The 19,381-nt window shown below is 61.8% G+C and carries 19 protein-coding genes; 2 read left to right on the forward strand and 17 right to left on the reverse strand.

Translation table 11 applies throughout. The features are described from left to right. Positions 1-39 precede the first annotated feature (39 nt). Positions 40-1,521 (reverse strand): glycerol kinase GlpK, encoded by a 1,482-nt coding sequence (gene glpK / locus O5O48_RS11920; protein ID WP_269687104.1) that lies wholly within the window; start codon positions 1,519-1,521, stop codon positions 40-42. Positions 1,522-1,556: 35 nt separating this feature from the next. Next, positions 1,557-2,027, reverse strand: a complete 471-nt coding sequence (gene ybaK / locus O5O48_RS11925; protein ID WP_088273803.1) for a Cys-tRNA(Pro) deacylase — start codon at positions 2,025-2,027, stop codon at positions 1,557-1,559. A gap of 175 nt (positions 2,028-2,202) precedes the next feature. Here ybaK and glpD point away from each other — a divergent pair, with 175 nt between their 5' ends. Then, entirely contained in the window at positions 2,203-3,753 is a 1,551-nt protein-coding gene (gene glpD, locus O5O48_RS11930; protein ID WP_269687105.1) for a glycerol-3-phosphate dehydrogenase, read from the forward strand. Between the two features lie 18 nt (positions 3,754-3,771). Here the strand turns inward: glpD and O5O48_RS11935 are convergent, their stop codons facing one another. Both O5O48_RS11935 and O5O48_RS11940 read right to left on the reverse strand, forming a co-directional pair. Beyond that, positions 3,772-4,806, reverse strand: a complete 1,035-nt coding sequence (locus O5O48_RS11935) for an NADP-dependent oxidoreductase (protein WP_269687106.1) — start codon at positions 4,804-4,806, stop codon at positions 3,772-3,774. Positions 4,807-4,932: 126 nt separating this feature from the next. Beyond that, on the reverse strand, positions 4,933-5,484 hold the full coding sequence (locus tag O5O48_RS11940; protein WP_269687107.1) for a hypothetical protein: 552 nt from the start codon (positions 5,482-5,484) through the stop codon (positions 4,933-4,935). 155 nt (positions 5,485-5,639) lie between these two features. On the opposite strand from O5O48_RS11940, the gene O5O48_RS11945 reads away from it, so the two are divergent. Next, positions 5,640-7,490: an ATP-binding response regulator gene (locus O5O48_RS11945; protein ID WP_269687108.1), complete on the forward strand. Its 1,851-nt coding sequence runs from the start codon at positions 5,640-5,642 to the stop codon at positions 7,488-7,490. On the opposite strand, the gene O5O48_RS11950 is transcribed toward O5O48_RS11945, so the two are convergent. The 13 genes from O5O48_RS11950 to ccoN all read right to left on the reverse strand — a co-directional run bounded on the left by O5O48_RS11950 (position 7,453) and on the right by ccoN (position 19,145). Then, positions 7,453-8,091, reverse strand: coding sequence for a response regulator (locus O5O48_RS11950; protein WP_269687109.1), 639 nt, complete (start codon positions 8,089-8,091; stop codon positions 7,453-7,455). The two genes, O5O48_RS11945 and O5O48_RS11950, sit on opposite strands and share 38 nt — an antisense overlap. Positions 8,092-8,215: 124 nt before the next feature. Next, positions 8,216-9,043 carry an ion transporter gene (locus O5O48_RS11955; RefSeq protein WP_269687110.1) on the reverse strand — a complete coding sequence of 276 codons (828 nt, stop codon included), beginning with the start codon at positions 9,041-9,043 and terminating at the stop codon, positions 8,216-8,218. A 49-nt stretch (positions 9,044-9,092) separates the two neighbouring features. Next, a complete protein-coding gene (locus O5O48_RS11960; RefSeq protein WP_228247376.1) occupies positions 9,093-9,641 on the reverse strand; it encodes an adenine phosphoribosyltransferase in 549 nt (182 codons plus the stop codon). 16 nt (positions 9,642-9,657) lie between these two features. Further along, positions 9,658-10,389 (reverse strand): fumarate/nitrate reduction transcriptional regulator Fnr, encoded by a 732-nt coding sequence (gene fnr / locus O5O48_RS11965; RefSeq protein WP_088273810.1) that lies wholly within the window; start codon positions 10,387-10,389, stop codon positions 9,658-9,660. A gap of 85 nt (positions 10,390-10,474) precedes the next feature. Next, a complete protein-coding gene (locus O5O48_RS11970) occupies positions 10,475-11,203 on the reverse strand; it encodes a sulfite exporter TauE/SafE family protein (RefSeq protein WP_228247377.1) in 729 nt (242 codons plus the stop codon). Continuing rightward, the gene (ccoS, locus tag O5O48_RS11975) at positions 11,200-11,409 is read right to left on the reverse strand and encodes a cbb3-type cytochrome oxidase assembly protein CcoS (protein WP_228247378.1); all 210 of its coding nucleotides are present in this window, start codon (positions 11,407-11,409) and stop codon (positions 11,200-11,202) included. The genes O5O48_RS11970 and ccoS overlap by 4 nt, the downstream gene beginning before the upstream one ends. Further along, complete coding sequence (locus O5O48_RS11980) at positions 11,406-13,859, reverse strand: heavy metal translocating P-type ATPase (protein ID WP_233048151.1); 2,454 nt, start codon at positions 13,857-13,859, stop codon at positions 11,406-11,408. The genes ccoS and O5O48_RS11980 overlap by 4 nt, the downstream gene beginning before the upstream one ends. Positions 13,860-13,862: 3 nt before the next feature. Beyond that, the gene (locus tag O5O48_RS11985; RefSeq protein ID WP_228247380.1) at positions 13,863-14,381 is read right to left on the reverse strand and encodes a FixH family protein; all 519 of its coding nucleotides are present in this window, start codon (positions 14,379-14,381) and stop codon (positions 13,863-13,865) included. 17 nt (positions 14,382-14,398) lie between these two features. Next, positions 14,399-15,808 carry a cytochrome c oxidase accessory protein CcoG gene (ccoG, locus tag O5O48_RS11990; RefSeq protein WP_228247381.1) on the reverse strand — a complete coding sequence of 470 codons (1,410 nt, stop codon included), beginning with the start codon at positions 15,806-15,808 and terminating at the stop codon, positions 14,399-14,401. A 203-nt stretch (positions 15,809-16,011) separates the two neighbouring features. Continuing rightward, positions 16,012-16,902, reverse strand: coding sequence for a cytochrome-c oxidase, cbb3-type subunit III (gene ccoP / locus O5O48_RS11995; protein ID WP_228247382.1), 891 nt, complete (start codon positions 16,900-16,902; stop codon positions 16,012-16,014). Continuing rightward, on the reverse strand, positions 16,902-17,090 hold the full coding sequence (locus tag O5O48_RS12000) for a cbb3-type cytochrome oxidase subunit 3 (RefSeq protein ID WP_228247383.1): 189 nt from the start codon (positions 17,088-17,090) through the stop codon (positions 16,902-16,904). Before O5O48_RS12000 ends, ccoP begins: the two co-directional genes overlap by 1 nt. 6 nt (positions 17,091-17,096) lie before the next feature. Then, entirely contained in the window at positions 17,097-17,705 is a 609-nt protein-coding gene (gene ccoO / locus O5O48_RS12005) for a cytochrome-c oxidase, cbb3-type subunit II (RefSeq protein WP_228247384.1), read from the reverse strand. 12 nt (positions 17,706-17,717) lie between these two features. Next, positions 17,718-19,145, reverse strand: coding sequence for a cytochrome-c oxidase, cbb3-type subunit I (gene ccoN / locus O5O48_RS12010; RefSeq protein WP_228247385.1), 1,428 nt, complete (start codon positions 19,143-19,145; stop codon positions 17,718-17,720). Between the last annotated feature and the right edge of the window lie 236 nt (positions 19,146-19,381).

Raw genomic sequence — 19,381 nt, forward strand, 5'->3', positions numbered from 1 at the left:
TTGCGCCGATCGTTGCGGGGGGCGTGGTATGCGGCGTTATTACTCCCGCACCCGCCGAATCGCATCCAGCCAGCCTTCATACAAGGTATCGCGCTGGGTTTCCGCCATCTCGGGCGCGAAGGTGCGCTCGCAGGCCCAGTGGCTGGCGATATCGTCGAGGTCTTTGAATATGCCGAGCTGCAGGCCGGCCAGATAGGCCGCACCGAGCGCCGTGGTTTCGGTGACCTGCGGGCGGTCGACGGTGACGCCCAGGATATTGGCCAGCTCCTGTACCACCCAGTTGTTGATCACCATGCCGCCGTCCACACGCAGGGCGGCGGTGCTCTGGGCGCCATCGGCCTGCATGGCTTCGAGCAGGTCGCGGGTCTGGAAACAGACCGATTGCAGGCCGGCGGCGACGATCTGGGCGATGCCGGTATCGCGAGTCAGGCCGAAGATGGCGCCGCGTGCGGTCGGGTCCCAGTAGGGCGCGCCCAGGCCGGTAAAGGCGGGCACCAGATAGACACCGGTGTGCTCACCAGCCTGGCGGGCGAGGGCTTCGGTTTCGCCCGCGTGCTGGATCAGCTTGAGACCGTCGCGTAGCCACTGGATGGCGGCGCCGGCGACGAAAATACTGCCTTCCAGCGCATAGCTGGTCTGGCCGTTGAGCCGGTAGCCGACGGTGGTCAGCAGACGGTTTTGCGAGCGGATCGGCGTGCTGCCGGTGTTCATCACCATGAAGCAGCCGGTGCCGTAGGTGCTCTTGACCATGCCCGGCTCGAAGCAGGCCTGACCGATCAGCGCAGCCTGCTGATCGCCGGCGATACCGCAGACCGGGATGCTGGCACCGAGCACCTCGGGCGCGGTCTGGCCAAAGTCGGCGGCGCTGTCCATCACCTCGGGCAGCAGGCTGGCCGGAATATCGAGCAATTGCAGCAGGTCGTCATCCCATTGCTGGGTATGGATATTGAACAGCATGGTGCGCGAGGCGTTGGTGGCGTCGGTGCGGTGGACCTTGCCGCCGGTCAGACGCCAGAGCAGGAAGCAGTCTACGGTGCCGAAACGCAGCTCATTGCGCTCGGCGCGCGCGCGTGCGCCCGGCACATTGTCCAGAATCCAGCGCAGCTTGGTTGCGGAGAAGTAGGGGTCGATCAGCAATCCGGTGCGCTCGCTGATCATCGCCTCATGGCCGGCGGCCTTGAGTTCGGCACAGTAGCTGGCGGTGCGGCGATCCTGCCAGACAATGGCGCGATAGAGCAGCTCGCCGCTGGCGGCGTCCCACACCAGGGTGGTTTCGCGCTGGTTGGTGATGCCGATCCCGGCTACCTCGCTGGCGCTGATGCCGGCTTTTTCCAGCACCTCGCGGCAGACCGCGAGCGTTGAACTCCAGATCTCTTCGCCATCGTGTTCCACCCAGCCGTCGTTCGGAAAGTGCTGGGCGAATTCCTGCTGGGCAACGTGCTCTGGGCGGCCGCTTGCGCTGAACAAAATGGCGCGGCTGCTGGTGGTGCCCTGGTCGATGGCGAGGATCGGCTTGGCCATGGAGGTGTCCTGTTATTGGTTTTGTCTGGAAGTGGTCAGTCGCGGCACAGCTCGCAGAGCAGGGCGCTGGTCTGTTGTTGCAAATCGGCTGCCGCAAGTTCGATTTCGAGCCCACGGCGGCCGCCACTGATGTACATGCTGGGCCAGTTGGCAGCGCTGGCGTCGATAAAGGTGCGCAGGCGTTTTTTCTGCCCGAGCGGACTGATGCCGCCGACCAGATAGCCGGTGCTGCGCTGGGCGGCGGCGGGATCCGCCATCGCGGTTTTCTTGGCCCCGGCGGCAGTGGCGAGCGCCTTGAGGTTCAGTTTGTCGGAGACCGGCACTACGGCGACCAGCAGTTCGCCGGTTTCGGTGGCGGCCAGCAGGGTCTTGAATACGCGCCCGTGCTCCAGCCCGAGTTTGTCGGCGGCTTCGGTGCCGTAAGACTCTGCCTGAGGATCGTGGGTGTAGCGATGTAACTGATAGGCAACCTTGGCCTTGTCGAGCAGTTTGGTGGCAGGAGTCATGTCGCGTCCGCGGTACTTTGGGAAAACAGTGCTCCCCAAGGGTAAACCGCGCGCGGGAAACGGCCAAGGGGCGGGTGCATACTGAGTGCACCGTCACAGCGGGTGTCTTGTCGCTGACACAGTCCTCGTTGCACACTGCTGCGTGCGGTTAAAAACGAATAACAAAGGAGCCCCCATGCTGCCACCCCATCCGGATGAGCGCCAAGCTGCGCAAACAAGATCCTCCAAACTAGTGGATCTGGTCGTCATTGGTGGCGGTATCAATGGCAGTGGCATCGCGGTGGATGCGGCAGGCAGGGGGCTTTCGGTGCTGTTGTGCGAGCAGCACGACCTTGCCGCCCATACCTCGTCGGCCAGCAGCAAGCTGGTGCACGGGGGGCTGCGCTACCTCGAACAGTTCGATTTTCGTTTGGTGCGCGAGGCGCTGGGCGAGCGCGAGGTGCTGATGGCCAAGGCACCGCACCTGATCTGGTCGCTGCGCTTTGTGCTGCCGCACCGACCCCATTTGCGTCCGCGCTGGATGCTGCGTGCGGGGTTGTTTCTCTACGACCATCTGCACCGGGGGATCACTCTGCCGCGCTCCAAAGCGCTGGAGCTGAACGGGCAGGGCATTCTCAATCCGGTGATCAGTCACGCGTTCGAATATTCCGACTGCTGGGCAGATGATTCGCGCCTGGTTGCGTTGAATGCGGTGCAGGCGGCCAGCCTGGGCGCTGACATTCGCCTGCATACCCGCTGCGAGTCGGCGAGGCGTCGTAACGATCTCTGGGAAATCGACCTGCTGGGCCCTGACGGAAAGCTTGAACGGGTGACCGCACGGGCGCTGGTCAATGCCTCCGGGCCCTGGGCGGCGCGGGTCATGGAGCGGGTGGTTGACCAGCGTTCGCCGCACGGCGTGCGGCTGGTCAAGGGCAGCCATATCGTAGTGCCGCAGATTCACCGCGGCAAGGAAGCCTACATCCTGCAGAACGAAGACAAGCGCATCGTGTTTGTGCTGCCCTACGAAGGGCAGTTTTCGCTAATCGGCACCACCGACGTCGACTTTCAGGGTGATCCATCGGTGGTCGAGCCGGATGCGTCTGAGGTCGACTACCTGATCAGCGTGGTCAATGCCCACTTCAAGCGTCAGTTGCGTGCCGAGGATGTGGTGCATAGCTTTGCCGGGGTCCGGCCGCTGATCAGCACCGACACCGCGAAACCCTCGGAAGTCAGTCGCGACTACAGCCTGACATTGGACGGAGAGATCGGCCAGGCGCCGCTGCTCGCTGTTTTTGGTGGCAAGCTGACGACCTATCGGCGGTTGGCCGAGAATGCAATGGATCAGCTGGCCCGCTGGTTTCCGGAGGCCGGCAAGGCCTGGACAGCCGAGCATGCGCTGATTGGTGGTGACTTCGAGTCGCAGGCCAGCCTGCATGCGCAGTTGCGTGCCGAGTTTCGCTGGCTGGCGGAGGAGCAGATTGCGCGTTACGTGCGCAGTTACGGCACCCTGTGCCGGGTGTTCCTGCGTGGCATGCGCTGTGCGCCGGACATGGGCGAGGACTTTGGCGCCGGGTTGACCGAGCGCGAGGTGAAATACCTGCGTGAACACGAGTGGGCGCGGGATGCCGAAACGCTGCTCTGGCGGCGCAGCAAACTGGGCTTGCACCTCAGTGCGGACCAGCAGGCACGACTGGCCGCTTATCTAGAGGAACTCAACACGGCCGAGCGGGAAGTCTGCCCGTCCTGAGACGGGCAGAGGGGCTGATCAGTCGGCGATCTTGACCACCAGCTTGCCGAAATTCTTGCCTTCGAGCAGGCCCATGAAGGCCTCCGGCGCGTTCTCAAGACCGTCTACGCGATCTTCCTTGACGCGTACCTTGCCTTCGGCCACCCAGGGGGTCATCGCCTTGAGGAAGTCCGGGTAGCAATGGCCGTAGTTGTCGAAAATGATGAAACCCTGCATGCGGATACGCTGGCTCAGCATCAGGCGCATCAGTTGCGGCATGCGGTCCGGGCCGTCCGGCAGCGAGGTCATGTTGTACTGGGCAATCAGACCGCACAGCGGGATGCGCGCGTGGGCGTTGAGCAGCGGCATGACGGCGTCAAACACCTTGCCTCCAACGTTCTCGAAGTACACATCGATACCATCCGGGCAGGCGGCCGCCAGTTTCTCGGCCAGTGCCGGATCCTTATGGTCGATGCAGGCGTCAAAGCCCAGTTCCTTCACGGCGTAGTCACACTTCTCCGCGCCACCGGCTACGCCAACTGCTCGGCAGCCCATCAGCTTGGCAACCTGGCCGACCACGGTGCCGACCGGGCCGGTGGCCGCGCCAACTACGACGGTTTCACCCGGCTTGGGCTGGCCGATGTCGGTCAGGCCCATATAGCCGGTAAAACCGGGCATGCCCAGCACGCCGAGTGCCAGCGACGGTTCAGCCATGTTCGGATCAAGGCGGAACACCATGCTGCCGTCGGACAGGGTGTAGTCCTGCCAGCCGGAGGCAAAGCACATCACCAGATCGCCGACCTTATAACCGTCGAGTTCCGAGGCGATGACCTCGCTGACCGTGCCGCAGGTCATCACGCCGCCAACCGGCACCGGGTCGGCGTAGGACTTGGCGTCGCTCATGCGCCCGCGCATGTAGGGGTCAAGCGACATCCAGCGGTTGCGCAGTAGCATCTGCCCCGGGACAGGCGTGGGCACTGGGGATTCAACCATCTGGAAGTTGGCCGCCGTTGGTGCGCCGACTGGGCGGGAGGCAAGAAGGATCTGGCGATTGACGTTTGCTGTCTGGGGCATTGTTGTTTTCCTTTGACCAGGTGGTTGCCGGTGTCGTCCGCAGACGACCGTGTCCGGCACAATGCCCCTGTGTACAGGCCGCGGTCAAGCTGACCCCGGCCTGGTTGATAGTGCGCTATAGATGGCTCAGTTTCGCGCTTTGCAACGCTGTCGAAATGCCTGCCGCCAGGCCTGCAGGAAGTCGCTCGCCTGCCCACCCCGATGGGGGTAGGAGGTCTCCCAGATTCGCGCTAGGCTAGCGGGGTCGCAGTGCTCGGGCAGTCGCAGCTGCTGATGCTGGTACACCAGCCAGGCTATCGCGGTGGCGTAAGCCAGGTTGTAGCCGAGCTCCGCATGCGGGTCGCGCAGAAAGCAGTGCTGGCTGGCGAGGCCTCTGATGCGGCTGGCCAGATCGGGTTGCCGGGCCAGATACTCGTCCCACAGGCGGGTGTGCAGTCGGGGGCTGATACCATAGGGGCCGATAGCCAGCTCGACGCGCTTGGCCTCGGGCAGGCGAGCAGTGCAGAGCAGGGTGCCCAGCAGCAGCTGGCCGGTGTGCTGGCAGCTGATGCCGAGGTAGTCGAGGGTTGGCTGCAGGATGTTTTGCTGCAGAGTGGCCGTATCACCGAGTTGAAAGAGGTTGAAGGCTGCACCCTGTGCGGGCTGCTCATGTGTATGCGGTGCTGCAATGGCGGACATCGGTTTACGTCCTGTAGGTTACCGTCATGTTTTAAAGCATAGCGGCAGTTTTTTCCGGTAATACGTTGTTTTTAAATTATTTTGAATGCTGCGGCTCGTCGCATATAACGGGTCGTCATAACGGCTGTATTCATAACAACAATGGGCTTTGAACCATGCAGGAATCGACCTCCCGGAGCAGTTCTGCTCCGATTGATGAGCCGGCCTTTCTGGCCGAGCAGCGGGGCTTGAGGCGGCTGCGCTTCAGCAAGACGATTGAAGACGCATTTCAGCATTATCTGCATGCCAAGATGGCGAGTCGGGTCGTGGTCGTGGCGACCTCGTCCATCGTGTTCATGTTGCTTTTCATGTGGCTGGATTACGTCTATCTGCCCCCGGAGCTTGCAACGTACACGCTGAGTATTCGCGCTGTTGGCCTGGGCGTGATCTGTTTTGCCATCTGGTATTCCAACCGACCCGGAAGGGTGCCTCCTCGCTATGCCTTTGCGATGGCGACGGTGGGGTACATCTGTGTCGGTATCATGGTGGCCATGGTGATTACCATGGCCCGTGCCGCTGAGGTTTCCATTCGGGTCACCCACGACGGCCTGTATCTGGTTCTGCTGTCCGGGATGTTTCTGCTGGCCCTGCCGATGCGGCATGCCGTGCTGGGTTCCTGGACTATCGTGCTGAGTTATCTGTTTGCCGAGATGATGATGAGTGCGCCGGCAAGGATGCTGATTTCCGATGGCATTTTCCTGTCCAATTTCGCGGTCATGGGCTCGCTCGGCACCTATCTTTACGAGTATATGCAGCGTCGTGCCTATCTCAACGAGCAGTTGCTGGAAGCCGCCCGCCGCCGCGCCGAACGCGAGAGTCAGAGCAAAACGCACTTTCTGGCGACCGCCAGCCATGACCTGCGTCAGCCGCTGCATGCCATGCTTCTGTTCATTCAGCATTTGCAGGAGCAGCCGCTTAATGGCGAGGCACAGCGCACGGTCGGGCGCCTGAGCGACTCGACCCAGTTGCTGCAGGCCATGCTCAACTCGCTGCTGGACATCTCGCGGCTGAGTGTCGGTATGGTGCGCCCCCAGATACGCTCCTTCAACCTGGCGCCCTGGCTGCAGCGGCTGATTGCCAGTCTGGACAGTGTTGCCCTGCGGCGGGGAATTCAACTCGAGTTGCACTGTGCACCTTATCTCGCGGTGCGCAGTGACACGTTGCTGCTTGAGCGGCTGCTGCGCAACTATCTGAACAATGCGCTGTTGCACGCCGATGCCACAGTGGTACGCGTTGAGGTGAGCCGCAATGAGGATCATCTGCGGATCGCGGTAATCGATAACGGCTGCGGCCTGGAGGAGGCCGACCAGGAGCGGATCTTCGAGGAGTTCACCCAGTTGCGCAACCCGGCTCGAACGCTCGACAAGGGCGTTGGCCTTGGGCTCAGTATCTGTCGTCAGATATTGCACCTGCTGCAGTACCCCTCCGGGTTGAATTCGCGCCCAGGGGAGGGGGCCTGCTTCTGGGTCGAGGTGCCCGTCGGCGAGTGGCAGGCTCAGCCCGAGGAGCCCATGCAGGCTGTTGTGCCCAATCTGCATGGGCAGGTGGCACTGATTGAGAATGACCGGGTCAGCCGGGAGGCGATGCAGTCGCTGCTGTCGAGCTGGGGCTGTGTGGTCTGGGCGTTTGCCAGCGCTGATGAGGCGCTGGCCGAACTCGGTACAGCAGGTGTGGACGTGGTGCTCAGTGACTATCGACTCGAAGGCGAGCTGAATGGTCTTGAGTTGATCCGGCAGCTGCGTGAACGGGGCATCTTTGGCGGTCCGGCAGCGCTGGTAACGGCCGATACGTCGGATGATCTGGTGGAGTCAGCGCGCCTGGCCGACCTGCATTTGCTCAACAAGCCGGTGCTGCCGGCGCGCCTGCGCCGGCTGGTTCACGAGATGCTGGAGCATGCTGGCCGGTCCGCTGCGGATGCCCGTTCCGGTGCTAGAAACTCACCAGGCCGAGCTTGCGAGCCTGAGTGACACACTCGGTTCGGTTGTGGCAGTCCAGTGAGGAGAACAGCGCCTTGAGGTGGGTTTTGACGGTATCTTCCGACAGTGAAAGGCGCTGGCATATCACCTTGTTCGGCAGCCCCTCGGCGAGCAGGTCCAGTATCTCAAGCTGGCGTGGCGTGATGCCGACTTCTCGGGCACTGGTCTGGCGGTCAATTTTCAGTGCGGTGTCGCCGATCACCACCTGGGCACCGTACAAAAGTTGGGTTACGGCGTCCAGCAGGGTCTTGCCGTCGGTTGTCTTGCTGATGAAGCCGGCCGCGCCCAGCTGCAGGGCAGCCTCCAGATCGCTGGGGCTGTTGCTGGCGCTGAGGATGGCGATAGGCACCATGGCGTCCGCGGCCCGCAACTTCTGCATCAGCGACAGGCCGCTGCTGTCCGGCAGTTGCAGATCGAGCAGGATCAGGTCATAGGGGTATTCCCTGACCAGTTGCAGGGCTTCGGCAGCGTTGCGGGCGTGATCAAGCCTGACTCCCTCACACAGCGAGCCGAGCGTCAGGCTCAGGCCATCCAGGTAGATCTGATGGTCATCAATCAGCAATAACCGGGTGTCCGGTGGCAGGCTGCTCATGGCACGTCCTCGACTCAGGTGCCGCAGATCACCAAGCAGGCGTCGCGGCGTTTGTTATTGTTTGCCGCCTGATGATATGCAAAGCCCGCAGTGAGCACCACCCCGATCATATCGGGGTGGGATCTCAGTCGCGCGGTGGCAGCTGTTTGCGCAGTTCCTGAAGCTCGCTGCGCAGGGCTTGCAGTTCGCTCATCAGCGCCTGTGTCGAGGGGTGTTCGACCTCTGGCTCGGCGCTGCTGTTGGCTTCCCGCTGATGCTGGATGGCATCCACAATGACCGCAATAAACAGGTTCAGCATCATGAAGGTAGCGATCAGAATGAATGGCACAAAATACAGCCAGGCGTAGGGAAACTCCTCCATCACCGGTCGAACTATGCCCATCGACCAGCTCTCCAGTGTCATCACCTGGAACAGGGTATACAGGCTGGCGCCCAGCGTGCCGAACCACTCTGGAAAGTGGCTGCCGAACAGCTGAGTCGCGATCACGGCCGCGACATAGAAGATCAGGCCCAGCAGCGCAACGATGCTGCCCATGCCCGGCAGGGAAGACAGCAGCGACTGCACCACAATTTTCATGCTGGGGACGATGGAAATCAGGCGCAGCACCCGCAGTACACGCAGGGCGCGCAGAACGGCCAGCGGGCCGCTTGCCGGTACCAGTGCAATGGCAATCACCAGCGTGTCGAACAGACCCCACGGGTCACGCAACAGTCGCCAGCCGTGGGCGATAAAGCGCAGACCGATCTCGATTACGAAGCAGCCGAGGATCAGTTGATCGAGCAGGCGTAGCACATGCCCCCAGCGTTGCATCAGGGCCGGTGCGGTTTCCAGTCCGAGAATCACTGCGTTGATCAGAATCAGGGTGGTGATGAGGTATTGAAAGCGAGGGCGTTCCAGCCAGGCGGCCAGACGCTCGCGCCAGGGCGTGTTGAGTTCCAGGGTTGTGTTCATGGTGGTCTTCGGGAGAGGAGATAATGGCCCGCAGGGCGGGCCCTTGATGTCAGTGCTCGTTTTCTGCAAAGGCGCAGAGTGTGTAAGTCGGGATGCCTGCGTCCTGCATGATCTGCGAGCCACCCAGATCCGGCAGATCAATAATGGCGGCGGCTTCGTAGACGCTGGCACCGCATTGGCGAACCAGGCTGGCCGCCGCGAGGAAGGTGCCGCCGGTGGCAATCAGATCATCCAGCAGCAGTACCTGTTCACCGCCGGCGAGGGCGTCGCGGTGCATCTGCATGGTGGCTTCACCGTATTCGGTGGCATAGCTGGCGCCGATGGTATCGGCTGGCAGCTTGCCGGCCTTGCGCAGCAGCACCAGAGGACGATTGAGTTCATAGGCCAGGATCGAGCCGATCAGAAAGCCGCGCGCGTCGATGGCGCCGATGTGGGTTACTGGGCTGTCGATATAGCGCTGGATCAGGCTGTCGGCCACCATGCGCAGGCCCTTCGGCGACTGAAACAGGGGCGTGATGTCGCGGAAGGTCACGCCTTCCTTGGGAAAGCCGGGCACCGGCCGGATCAGCGATTTGATCGCGTATTCGTCAAAGATCATCGATAGGTCCTGAAAATCAGTCGAGCTGGCCGCCAGCCAGCGCACACAGCTCGCCGTGGTTGAGAATCTCTACTTCCTTGCCCTCGGCGGCGATCAGTCCCTGTTGCTGGAAGCGGGTAAATACGCGGGATACGGTTTCCACCGCCAGACCCAGATAGTTGCCGATATCGTTACGCGACATGGCCAGCCGGAAGGAGCGGGCCGAGTATCCCCGGGCACGGAAACGCGCCGACAGGTTGATCAGCAGCGTAGCAATGCGTTCGTCCGCAGTCTTCTTCGACAGCAGCATCATCATCTGCTGGTCATCACGGATTTCGCGACTCATCAGGCGCATTACCTGGCGGCGCAGGGTTGGCATGCTGGCAGTCAGATCATCCAGGCGCTCGAACGGGATTTCACATACGGATGTGGTTTCCAGTGCTACCGCGGTAACCGGCTGGCGCTCACCGTCCATACCAGAAAGCCCAATCAGCTCACTGGCCAGATGGAAGCCGGTAATCTGTTCGACACCTGCATCATCAACGGTGAAGGTCTTGATGGTGCCGGAGCGCAGTGCATACAGGGAGTCAAATGAATCACCCTGTCGGAAAAGCACCTCACCCTTGCGCAGCGGTCGGCCACGCTTGACGATGCTGTCCAGGCTGTCCAGTTCCTGATCCTGCAGCGCCAGTGGCAGGCACATGGCGGCGAGGCTGCAGTCCTTGCAGTGCGCTTCGGGTAGCGCTTTTAGTTTGATTGCATCGGTCATGACGGTCGTGGCTCTGTTTGTCGATGGACAAAGCGTACAACATGCGCGGCAAGGCTGCCACGCCCGGGTTTGTTGCAACAGGTGTTCAGCCGTGGGCGTGCTGCGCCGCAGTGGGCAGGCTGAGCTGCTCTATCAGCCATTTCTGATGCGGCCCGGGCAGGGTCCAGACGCCGAACAGGATCACCATCAGGGCGGCGCCAATCCGCAGGCTGCGACGTCTGAGCAGGGCAGTCAGGCGTTCAGCAGCAGCGCCGGTTGCGAGTAACGTCGGCAGGGTACCAAGGCCAAAGGCAAGCATCAGCAGTGCCGAGGTGGCTGCATCACCGTGGCTGCTGCTCCAGATCAGGGTGCTGTAGACCAGGCCGCAGGGAAGCCAGCCCCACAGGCCGCCGAGCAGCAGGGCCTGGCCGGGACGCTGCACAGGCAGCAGACGTCTGGCGTGGGGTTCGATTTGCCGCCACAGGCCGCGGCCGATGGTTTCGATGCGGGTCAGGCCCGACCACCAGTTGGCCAGATACAGCCCCATGGCGATCATCAGCAGGCCGGCGACACCCCGCAGGATCAGGTCCAGGCCCAGACCATGCAAGGCCCAGCCGAGGCTGCCAATGATGGCACCGGCCAGGGTATAGCTGGCGATGCGCCCGGCGTTGTAGGCCAGCAACAGGCGCCAGAGCGGCCAGCCGCGTCGTTGCGCCGGCGGGATGGCCATGGTGAGCGCCCCCATCAGACCGCCACACATGCCGATGCAGTGGCCACCGCCGAGCAGCCCCAGAGCCAGTGCAGTCAGTAGCTGGGCGACAAGCAGCTCACTCATTTGTCTTGATCGCTGTCGTCGCGCTCGGCGTCGCCTTCGCGCTTCTGGGCGGCGAGGTGGGCTGGATCGTCGTCATCAAACAGGATGCTGTGGGCAGGGCTGTCCAGGTCATCGTACTGGCCGTTATTGACCGCCCAGTTGAAGATCCAGATCGCGGTAATCACCAGGGCGATGGCAATCGGCACGAGGATGTAGAGAACGGTCATGCACTGGGCTCCGGTTGGGCACTGTGGTGCTGCGCTGCGACGGGCGGGCGGATGCGCGTGAGTCGCAGGGCATTGAGCACCACCAGCAGCGAGCTGAGGGACATGCCAAGGGCGGCGAGCGCCGGTGTAACAAAGCCGAACGCAGCCAGCGGCAGCACCGCGAGATTATACAGCGTAGCCCAGCCCAGATTCTCGATCATGATCGCGCGGGTCTTGCGCGCGATGGTCATAGCCTGCAGCAGCGCGCTGAGATGGCTGCCGAGCAATACCGCATCGGCGTTGGTCTTGGCCAGATCGGAGGCGTTACCCATGGCAATGGAAATGTCGGCGCTGGCCAGCACCGGCACATCGTTGACGCCGTCACCAAGCATCAGCACCTTTTCACCGGCCGCCTGCCGGGCCTGCACGAAGGCCAGCTTGTCATCCGGGGCAGCGTTGCCGATGGCCTCTTCAATACCCAGCTCCCGGGCGACCCGGTCGACCACCCGCTGGTGGTCACCCGACAGCAGCACGATCTGCAATCCACGGGCCTTGAGCCCGTCGATCAGCTCGTGCGCGTCGCTGCGCAGACGATCATTGAGCGCGAACCAGCACAGTGGGCCATCGGCTCCGGCAAGCAGCAACCATTGGCCGTCGCCGACAGGACGCTCGGGCTCTGGCTGACCGGACAGGGCCATGGCGAAGGCGGGTTTGCCAATGCGCAGCGGCCGGCCTTCGCAGCGCCCGTCGAGTCCGTGGCCGGGTTCATTGCTGCAGTGCTCGGCTTGCTCGCTGCTGCGGCCAAAGGCGCGGGCAATCGGGTGTTCAGAATGGCTTTCCAGCATTTGTGCCCAGCGCAACGCCTGGTCAGCGTCGACGCCGGGGAAGGGCTGTATCTGTTCAAGGGTCATGCGCCCCTCGGTCAGGGTGCCGGTCTTATCCAGGATGACTGTCTGAACCTGCGGCAGGCCTTCAAGCACGTGCCCGCGGGTGATCAGCAGGCCGAGCTTGTGCAGGCTGCCTGTAGCGGTAGTCAGCGCAGTAGGCGTAGCCAGCGACAGGGCGCACGGACATGTCGCCACCAGCATCGCCAGCACGATCCAGAATGCGGTGTGCAGGTCGGCAGCCCACCACCATGCGCCACCGACTACAACCGCGGCCAGCAGCACGGTGAGCAGGAAGTACTGGGCCACGTCGTCGGCAAGACGGCCGAGCCTCGGCTTGTCGGACTGGGCACGTTCGAGCAGGCGAACGATGGCAGACAATCGGGTCTGCTCTCCCAGTGCATCGATGCGCAGGCGCAGCGGTCCTTCGACATTCAGCGTGCCGGCGGTCACCGGATCACCGGCAGCCTTGGCAATCGGCAGGTATTCACCGGACAGGGCCGATTCGTCGACACTGCTCTGGCCGCTGATGATGGTGCCGTCAGCCGGGATGCTCTCGCCGGGCTTGACCTCAACCACGTCACCGCAACGCAGCTCTTCAAGCATGATCCGTTGTGTGCTGCCATCGGCCTCGACGCGCAAGGCGCTGGGCGGCAGCAGATTGACCAGCTTTGCGGTACTTTCGACCGTGCGCTGGCGCGCGCGCCGCTCCAGATAGCGGCCGGCCAGCAGAAACAGGGCAAACATGGTGACCGAGTCAAAATACACCTCGCCGCTGCCGATCAGGGTGGCATAGATGCCGGCCAGGTAGGCGCCGCCAATGGCCAGCGAGACGGAAACGTCCATGCTCAGGCGGCGGTTGCGCAGGTCGCGCCAGGCGCCCTGAAAGAAGGGCGCGCAGCTGTAGAACACTACCGGCGTCGTCATCAGCAGGCTGGCCCAGCGCAGCAGGTCGGCCATGCGTTCGGTGACGTCCTGATTGAACTCCTCGGACAGCGCCATAGTCGCCATCATTACCTGCATGAACAGCAGCCCGGCCAGGCCAAGGCGACGCAGGTAACGGCGGTTTTCCGCGGCAATCTGTTCTGAAGCCTTGTCCGGCTCGTAGGGGTGAGCGGCGTAGCCGATTTTGCGCAGGCTCTTGAGCAGGCCGGAGAGGCGGGTTTGGTTATCCTTCCAGCGCAGGCTAAGGCGCTGATTGCCCATGTTCAGCGCGACGTCGGTGACGCCGGGCTGAGCGCGCAGGTGGCGCTCAATCAGCCAGCCACAGGCAGCGCAGCTGATGCCTTCCACCAGCAGAACGGCTTGGTGCTCTTCTCCATCGCGCTGGGCGAAGCGCTGCTGCACGTCCTCGCGGTCATACAGTTCCAGCTCATCCTGGAGCGCGCGCGGCATGGCCTCGGGGTTGGCGGAGGTTTCGGTGCGGTGGCGGTAGTAGGACTCCAGGCCGGCGCTGCAGATAGCCTGAGCAACAGCCTGACAGCCGGGGCAGCACATGGGGCGTTGCTCACCAAGAATGGTGACATGCCAGGGCGCGCCGGAGGGAACCGGCTCGCCGCAGTGGTAACAGGGGGTAGGGTGGGACATGCCTTACTTTGCAGTCAGCTGGTATTGCTTGCCCTTGGCCAGGTGCACTTCGCCGGTCAGGCGCCAGCCGTCATCGCCTGCATTGGCCGGATCACTGAGTTCGACATAGCGGCGCCCCTCGATACGGTTCTCGAGCTGGCCGGTGTAGGTATTGCCCTGAATCTGGCGCAGCATCACCGTGCGGTCACGGGAGGCGTGTGTCGGTGAAATCAGGTCAAGCTTGAGGCCCGCGGGCAGCGCCTGCAGCTCACCGCTGAGCTGCAGACTGATGTCGCCGGTCACGTCATCAATACCGAACTCGGCCGCAACGCCAATGGCACTGGCGTTGCGGTCCTGGTCCAGGTACAGGTTGATGGCCTTGCCTTCGCTGTAATAGTTGTCGCGGACCAGACTGTCGGGGTTAAGCCCGGCAATCATCAGCAGCCCGATCCCGATCACTACGGCAAAGCCGAGAATGGCAATGATGAACCACGCCCAGAACTGCTTGTACCAGGGTGAGGCTGAGGTGTCGTGCTGCGTCATGCTTGATCCTGTATCTGTCAGCGAACCTGTGGGGCCATAAACCGGCTTTCGGCTTCGGCCTGCACATCTTCATCATCGGTTGCCGTCACGGTGAAGGTGATCGGGATGTTGGTCGCGCCGGCAAGCTCGACCGGATCCATCTGCACGTTCAATGGCAGTTCCAGTTTGCGGCTGGGTGCCACGGTCAGACGGTTATCCGGAAGCTCAAGCTGCAGGCCCGGATGCCCCTGAACCTCGACTCGATAGCTCCGCTCGGTCTGTGCCTTGTTGAAAATTTTGACAATGTACACGTTCTCGATAGCACCGGCACTGGTTTCTCGATACAGAACATTGCGGTCGCGCTCAATGTCCAGCGATACCTGGCTGAGGTTGCCCACGGTGATGATGAACAGGCAGATCATGGCCACCAGGGCGGCACCGTAGCCGATCAGGCGAGGGCGCAGCCAATGGGTGCTCTTGCCTTCCAGCGCGTGCTCGGTGGTATAGCGAATCAGTCCGCGCGGGTATTCCATCTTGTCCATGATCTCGTCACAGGCGTCGACGCAGGCCGCGCAGCCGATGCACTCGTACTGCAGACCGTTGCGGATGTCGATACCGGTCGGGCAGACCTGTACGCAGACGTTGCAGTCGATACAGTCACCCTTGCCGACTTCGGCCGGGTCAACGCCTTTCTTGCGCGAGCCACGCGGTTCGCCGCGTTTGGCATCGTAGGACACGATCAGGGTGTCGGCATCGAACATCACGCTCTGAAAGCGTGCATAGGGGCACATGTAGATGCACACCTGCTCGCGCATCCAGCCGGCGTTGATGTAGGTCGCAGCGGTAAAGAAAAACACCCAGAACAGCGCCCAGCCGGCGATTTGCAGGGTGAAGATATCGGCAAACAGGCCACGGATAGGGGTGAAATAGCCAACAAAGGTAATTGCGGTAATCAGTGATACCGCCAGCCAGATACTGTGTTTGGCCGCCTTGCGCATCAGCTTGTTGGCGCTCATCGGCTCCTTGTTGAGCCTGATGCGGGCGTTGCGCTCACCCTCGGTAACACGCTCGGCCCACATGAAGATCCAGGTCCAGACGGTTTGCGGGCAGGTGTAACCGCACCAGACGCGGCCGGCGAACACGGTGATAAAGAACAGGCCGAAGGCGCAGATAATCAGCAAAAACGAGAGCAGGAAGAAATCTTCCGGCTGGAACGTAGCGCCAAAAATGTGGAACTGGCGAGCAGGCAGATCCCAAAGCACGGCCTGACGATCACCCCAGGGCAGCCAGACGGTGCCAAAGTACATGAGAAACAGGAAGCCGACGCCAATCAGGCGAATGTTCTTGAACAGACCCTTGTAGGAGCGGGTCTGGATCTTGTCGCGTTTGGCGTAGAGGTCAATGGTTTCGACCTTGGGAGTTACATCTTCGAGAGGGATCTTGCTCATGGTCAGGCTAACCCTATCAGGCAGGTAGGATGGTTCGGCAGACTGGCCTTGCGTAGGGACAGACTTTGCCTTCAGTACAGAACATAGACTGCTTGGGCTATCAGAACAATGCGACCGGTAGTCGCGCGCAAGGTCTGTTGATCTGGGTCATAAAGCAAAACGGGGAGACAATGTCTCCCCGTTTTGGTCAGCTCAGGCTGCGATTACTGCGCGTCTTTGTGGGACAGGCTGTAAACGTAGGAGGCAAGCATGTGGATCTTGTCCTCGCCCAGGTGGGCCTGGCTGGGCATGTGGCCGTTACGACCGTAACGAATGGTCTGCTGCACCTGCAGGAAGCTGGAGCCGTAGAGCCAGATGTCGTCGGTCAGGTTCGGTGCACCCAGTTGCTGGTTGCCCTTGCCGTCGCCACCGTGACAGACCGCACAGGTGTTGGTGTAGGTGGTCTTGCCTGCGGCCAGATCGACGCCTTCGGTTTCCAGACCAGACAGGCTGCGAACATAACCGGAGACGTTGCGAACACCGTCTTCACCAATAACGGCCAGCCACGCCGGCATTGCAGCCTGGCGGCCTGCACGCAGGGTGGTCTTGATGGTTTCCGGGTCACCGCCGTACAGCCAGTCGTTGTCGGTCAGATTCGGGAAACCGAACGCGCCGCGTGCGTCAGAACCGTGGCAAACCGAGCAGTTGGTGGCGAACAGACGCTGGCCGATGGCAACCGCTTCCGGCACCTTGGCAACTTCCTCAACCGGCATGGCGGTGTACTTGGCGAAGATAGGGGCGAAACGCTCTTCAGCGCGCGCTACTTCCGCTTCGTACTGGCTTTCCTGGGTCCAGTTCAGGTAGCCCGGCCATTTGCCCAGACCCGGGAACAGGAACAGATAGACCGCAGAAAACACCATGGTCAGAACGAACAGGACAAACCACCAGCGGGGCAGGGGGTTGTCGTATTCCTCAATGCCGTCAAAGCTGTGGCCCATGGTCTCGTTGGTCGGACCAGGGCGCTGGGTTTTGCGGGTGGCCAGCAGCAGCCAGAGAATCAGGCCAAGGCAGGTCAGGGTCAGAATGACAATGTACCCGCTCCAGAAATTAGTCATTACTTGTTACTCCTAGCATCTTTATGCTGCTCGTCCGAGGTCTCGTGCTCGTCTTCGTCGGCAAACGGCAGCTGAGCGGCTTCGTCGAAGTCCTTCTTCTTGTGTGAGCTGTAGGCCCAGATCACAACGCCGATGAAGGCCGCCATGGCGAAGACGGTGCCGAGACCCTGGAGAGTGCTGTTATCCATGGTGGCTTACCGATCCGACAGGACAGTGCCCAGGTGCTGCAGGTAAGCGATCAGAGCATCCATTTCGGATACGCCCTGAACGGCTTCCTTGGCACCGGCGATGTCGTCGTCGGTATAGGGAACACCCATGCTGCGCAGCACTTCCATCTTCTTGGCGGTGTACTTGCCATCAAGTACAGCGTCCTGAAGCCACGGGAAGGGCGGCATCTTGGATTCCGGCACTACGTCCTGAGGGTTGATCAGGTGAGCGCGGTGCCAGTCGTCGGAGTAACGACCGCCGACACGGGCCAGGTCCGGACCGGTACGCTTGGAGCCCCACAGGAAGGGGTGATCCCAAACGCTTTCACCGGCAACCGAGTAGTGACCATAGCGTTCGGTCTCGGCACGGAACGGACGGATCATCTGCGAGTGGCAGCCAACGCAGCCTTCGCGGATGTAGATGTCACGGCCTTCCAGCTCAACCGCGGTGTAGGGGCGCAGGCCTTCTACCGGCTCGGTGGTTTCCGGCTGGAAGAACAGCGGGACGATCTGAACCAGACCGCCGAAGCTGATGGCGATGACAATCAGAACGACCATCAGGCCAAGGTTTTTTTCTACTGTTTCATGCAGTTTCATTTAACGCGTCCCTCAGGCAGTCTGTGCGGCGGCTTCGAGGTTGGCCGCTTTGCTGTGGCGCACGGTACGCCAAACGTTGTAAGCCATCAGCAGCATACCGATCAGGAAGAAGGCACCGCCGATCATGCGGACGATGAAGCCGTAGTGGCTTGCTTCCAGTGCTTCAACGAAGGAGTAGGTCGGTGTGCCGTCGACGTTCACTGCACGCCACATCAGGCCCTGGGTGATGCCGTTGACCCACATGGAGACGATGTACAGCACGGTGCCGATAGTCGCCAGCCAGAAGTGCGTGTTGATCAGCGCGGTGCTGTACATGGCTTCACGGCCGAAGACTTTCGGGATCAGGTGGTACAGCGATCCAATGGAGATCATGGCAACCCAGCCCAGAGCACCGGCGTGTACGTGACCAATGGTCCAGTCGGTGTAGTGGGACAGCGCGTTGACGGTCTTGATCGCCATCATCGGGCCTTCAAAGGTGGACATGCCGTAGAACGCCAGAGCCACAACCAGGAAGCGCAGGATCGGGTCGGTGCGCAGTTTGTGCCAGGCGCCGGACAGGGTCATCATGCCGTTGATCATACCGCCCCAGGAGGGAGCCAGCAGAATCAGGGACATGATCATGCCCAGGGACTGAGCCCAGTCAGGCAGAGCGGTGTAGTGCAGGTGGTGCGGGCCGGCCCAGATGTAGATGGAGATCAGCGCCCAGAAGTGCACGATGGACAGGCGGTACGAGTAGATCGGACGCTCGGCCTGCTTGGGAACGAAGTAGTACATCATGCCCAGGAAGCCGGCGGTCAGGAAGAAACCAACCGCGTTGTGACCATACCACCACTGAATCATCGCATCCGTTGCACCGGCATACATGGAGTAGGACTTGGTCAGGCTGACCGGAATCGCCATGCTGTTGACGATGTGCAGGACAGCAACGGTGAGGATGAAGCCACCGAAGAACCAGTTACCCACGTAGATGTGCTTCATCTTGCGCTTCATGATGGTGCCGAAGAACACCAGAGCATAGCTGACCCAGACGACAGCAATCAGGATGTCGATCGGCCATTCCAGCTCAGCGTATTCCTTGCTGGAGGTCAGACCCATCGGCAGGGTAATGGCGGCGAGCACGATGACTGCCTGCCAGCCCCAGAACGTGAAGGCAGCCAGGCCATCAGAGACCAGGCGGGCCTGCGAGGTACGCTGTACCACGTAGTAGGAGGTAGCAAACAGGGCACATCCGCCAAAGGCGAAGATGACCGCGTTAGTGTGCAACGGACGCAGGCGTCCGAAGGTAGTCCACGGCAAGCCAAAATTCAGTTCGGGCCAGACCAGTTGGGACGCAATGAAGACGCCCATGGCCATGCCCACGATACCCCAGACCACCGTCATGACGGCGAACTGGCGTACCACCTTATAGTTATAGGCTGTCGGAGTGGTAGCTGTGCTCATGCGAGATTCCACGGATAGCAGTTGGTTTATGGGTATTAAAGCGCTGGCAAGTATGAGGAAAGCCCGCGCTCATTGCAATGACATAGGTCAGTGCTACGGCGCCTTGCAGGGCCTCTGGACTGGCCTCCCGATCGACGTCCGTGTACCGTGCCGAGTATTTTCGACCGGCCTCGGATGGGGTCGGAACAGCTGTCCAACGTGCTGCGTCGTCCTGTCGTGCGTCCGGCGCAGCGCCG

The organism is Halopseudomonas sp. MFKK-1, from assembly GCF_027474385.1.
GTDB lineage: Bacteria > Pseudomonadota > Gammaproteobacteria > Pseudomonadales > Pseudomonadaceae > Halopseudomonas > Halopseudomonas aestusnigri.